Annotated in this window: 5 protein-coding genes; 3 read left to right on the forward strand and 2 right to left on the reverse strand. The window is 66.4% G+C overall.

The genetic code is table 11. The annotated features are described in order from the left end of the window. The first annotated feature begins 144 nt into the window (after positions 1-144). Positions 145-798, forward strand: a complete 654-nt coding sequence (locus BN903_RS11540) for an HAD family hydrolase (protein WP_048077863.1) — start codon at positions 145-147, stop codon at positions 796-798. Between the two features lie 7 nt (positions 799-805). On the opposite strand, the gene BN903_RS18345 is transcribed toward BN903_RS11540, so the two are convergent. After that, positions 806-940, reverse strand: coding sequence for a hypothetical protein (locus tag BN903_RS18345; RefSeq protein ID WP_255331287.1), 135 nt, complete (start codon positions 938-940; stop codon positions 806-808). Positions 941-1,150: 210 nt separating this feature from the next. On the opposite strand from BN903_RS18345, the gene BN903_RS11550 reads away from it, so the two are divergent. Further along, the gene (locus BN903_RS11550; RefSeq protein ID WP_048077865.1) at positions 1,151-1,498 is read left to right on the forward strand and encodes a PadR family transcriptional regulator; all 348 of its coding nucleotides are present in this window, start codon (positions 1,151-1,153) and stop codon (positions 1,496-1,498) included. A 25-nt stretch (positions 1,499-1,523) separates the two neighbouring features. After that, on the forward strand, positions 1,524-2,018 hold the full coding sequence (locus BN903_RS11555; RefSeq protein ID WP_048077866.1) for a CopG family ribbon-helix-helix protein: 495 nt from the start codon (positions 1,524-1,526) through the stop codon (positions 2,016-2,018). A 510-nt stretch (positions 2,019-2,528) separates the two neighbouring features. On the opposite strand, the gene BN903_RS11560 is transcribed toward BN903_RS11555, so the two are convergent. Next, on the reverse strand, positions 2,529-2,940 hold a 412-nt coding region (locus BN903_RS11560; RefSeq protein WP_048077867.1), incomplete at its 5' end, for an AAA family ATPase.

Here is a 2,940-nt window from a genome sequence, read left to right on the forward strand (position 1 = left end):
GAGTCGGTCGATGAAGTGGTCCGCAAGTACCTCGGATCCTCGGTCCACGTCCGGGAGTGACGAGCGGAGGGTGACGGACGGGCGGCGTGACGGTGGGCGAACCCGCAACGCACTTATCCGCACCCTGCCTACGAACGGTCCCCGATGGCCGTCGCCGACTACGACTTCCACCTGTTCGATCTCGACGGGACCCTCGTCGATGCCGAGTGGGAGTACACCCGGACGGTGTTCGACCGCGTCGGCGACCGACTGGGCCGCGAGTTCTCCGACCGGGAGGCGTACGTCCTCTGGCACGGACTCGGCGGGCCGCGCGGCGAGACGCTCCGCGAGATCGGCGTCGACCCGGACGCGTTCTGGCCGGCGTTCCACGCCGTCGAGGACCCGGTCGCCCGTGCGGAGGCGACGTACCTCCACGACGACGCCGCGCGCCTGCTCGACCACGTGGCGGCGGTCGGCGGCCCGACCGGGCTCGTCACCCACTGTCAGGAGTTCCTCGCCGACCCCGTCCTCGACCGCGTCGATCTCGACGACCGCTTCGACGCGGTCGTCTGCTGCACCGACGAGACGGGGTGGAAGCCCGACCCGGACCCGATCGAGGCCGCGATGGACGAGCTCGGCGTCGACCCTCGGACCGCCCGCGGCTACTACGTCGGCGACGGCGAGAGTGACGTGGCCGCCGCCTGGAACGCCGGACTCGACGCGGTCCACGTCGAGCGCGTCGGCCACGACGACCGCGGGCGGTGCGTTCTCGGCGACCGGCGCGTCGACCGCCTCGACGAACTGGTGGGGCCGACCTGAGCCGTCGCTACGATCCCGTTTGCGTCCGAACCCGTTCCTTGCCGCACTTCGGACAGCGCTCTACGACCTCGTCGGGGTTGATAACCACCGCGCGTCGCTCGTACCGGTGTCGGCAGACGAGCCGTTCGATCGTCTCGCGCATATCGTTTCGTGCGACGATCGGGAGTAAAAACGTTCCGTAGAACCACATATATACACATATTATACGTTATTCGCTCAGTTATTCTTCAGTATAGACGACATTTGGAGAAGAATATTCTTGACACGACATGGTATGTCATTTCGACGTTCCGCCCGGCGGCCGGGCAGTTCCGATCGAAACCGTCGTGAGGCGTCGCGAGAGAGCGGTCGTATGGCGAAGTGGTTCCACAGCGGCCGCCGCCGCGACCTCTGTGCGCTGCTGTACGACCACGGCGAGCTTCGCGCGCAGTCCGCGAAGAGCCGGCTCGAATCGCACTACGACGAGCGGATCGACCCCGGCTCCTTCTACGGGACCCTCTCCGCGCTCGTCGAGAGCGGCTACCTCGACCGGCGGACCGAGGGCATCGCCGACGTGTATACGCTCACCGAGGCGGGCGAGACCGCGCTGCTCGACCACTACGCGTGGCTCGGCGAGCGGATCGACGGCGGGGGAAAGCCGGAGGATGACGACCGACCCGAGGGCGGAGCGGAGCGCGACGAGCCGAACCTCAAGGATTAACAACTTCTGCGGTTTAGGTTAATACATGACAGTCGTCAGCGTGTCTATGCCCGAGGAGTTGCTCGAACGGATCGACCAGTTCTCCGACGAACACGGCTACACCGGCCGCAGCGAGGTCGTCCGCGAGGCCTCCCGGAACCTTCTCGGCGAGTTCGAGGACGCGAAACTCGAAGACCGGGCCTTGATGGCCGTGGTGACCGTCCTCTTCAACTACGAGACGACAAGCGTCGAAGAGCGAATGATGCGGCTGCGCCACGAACACGAGGGGATCGTCGCCTCGAACTTCCACAGCCACGTCGGCTCGCAGTACTGCATGGAGCTGTTCGTGTTGGAGGGCGGCTTGGAGGAGATATCGACGTTCGTGGGGAAGGTGCGCGCGACGAAGGACACGCTCACGGTCGATTACAGCGTCACCCCCGTCGACGAGTTCGGCGCGGGCCCGCTCGGCGAGGGCGGCGCACACGCCCACGGCCACGGATCCTCAGGAGACACCGAGGACGCGTCCACCGGAGAGGACTGAGCGGACAGATTCCGTGGAAATCCTATTCTGCGGAGGGAAAGTGAGCTGGAACAGCCGGTCTGTGAAGCGTGCTTATAAGGCGGTTATTTCGTGTCTGATGTTGGTGATGGGAATGGGATTGTTGCTGGCGCGGTGAACACCGCCGAAGCCCCAGCCGCGAGGCGGGCGCACGCTCGGTGCGCGCTTCAGTCACTCACTCCGTTCGCTCCTTCCAGTGCTTCCGTCGCCTGTGCCCGCCTCGCGGCTGCCCCTTCAATTCCCACCCCGCACAGCACCGCAACCGCACCTCACACCTCCCCAGCCTCGTCAGTCGCCGTCGCTTCGCTCCGGCGACTGACTCCCTCGCGCGGCGCTCCTCGCGCCCTTAAAAGGGCGCTCGGAGGCGCGCGCCACCGCACCGATCTAGCAGAATATTCTCTACGTTACCTGTATTGACCCATTGAGCGTGAACAACGATCAACTGCGGAGGATTTCAACAAATCTAGCGGATGATTTCCGCGACGGCCGCAATCAGGCGGTCTCGGGGCGGACGGATTCGAGCGCCGCGTCGAAGTCGGCCTCGGTGATGCCGACCTCGTCGGCGTGGTCGTTTGCGGCCTCGCCGTGTTCGTCGGCGACGCGCTCGATGGCGCGCATCGCGGCGGCCCGCGACAGGGCGGCGATCTCCGCGCCGGAGTATCCCTCCGTCTCGTCGGCGAGCCGATCGAGGTCGATACCGTCGACGAGAGGCTTTTCGCGGGTGTGAACGTCGAGGATCTTGTGGCGCGCCTCGCGGTCCGGCTCGGGCACCTCGACGTGCGTCTCCAAGCGGCCGGGGCGGAGCAGCGCCCGGTCGAGCGCGTTCCGCCGGTTGGTCGCCGCGAGAACGACGAGGTTCGGGTTGTCGCCCGCGCGGTCCAGCTCCGTCAGCAGCTGCGAGACG

It is taken from the genome of Halorubrum sp. AJ67, from assembly GCF_000513435.1.

Coding starts and splice junctions, on each gene's coding strand:
- BN903_RS11540 (WP_048077863.1), top strand. CDS start 145: ATGGCCGTCGCCGACTACGACTTCCACCTGTTCGATCTCGACGGGACC.
- BN903_RS18345 (WP_255331287.1), bottom strand. CDS start 940: ATGCGCGAGACGATCGAACGGCTCGTCTGCCGACACCGGTACGAGCGA.
- BN903_RS11550 (WP_048077865.1), top strand. CDS start 1,151: ATGGCGAAGTGGTTCCACAGCGGCCGCCGCCGCGACCTCTGTGCGCTG.
- BN903_RS11555 (WP_048077866.1), top strand. CDS start 1,524: ATGACAGTCGTCAGCGTGTCTATGCCCGAGGAGTTGCTCGAACGGATC.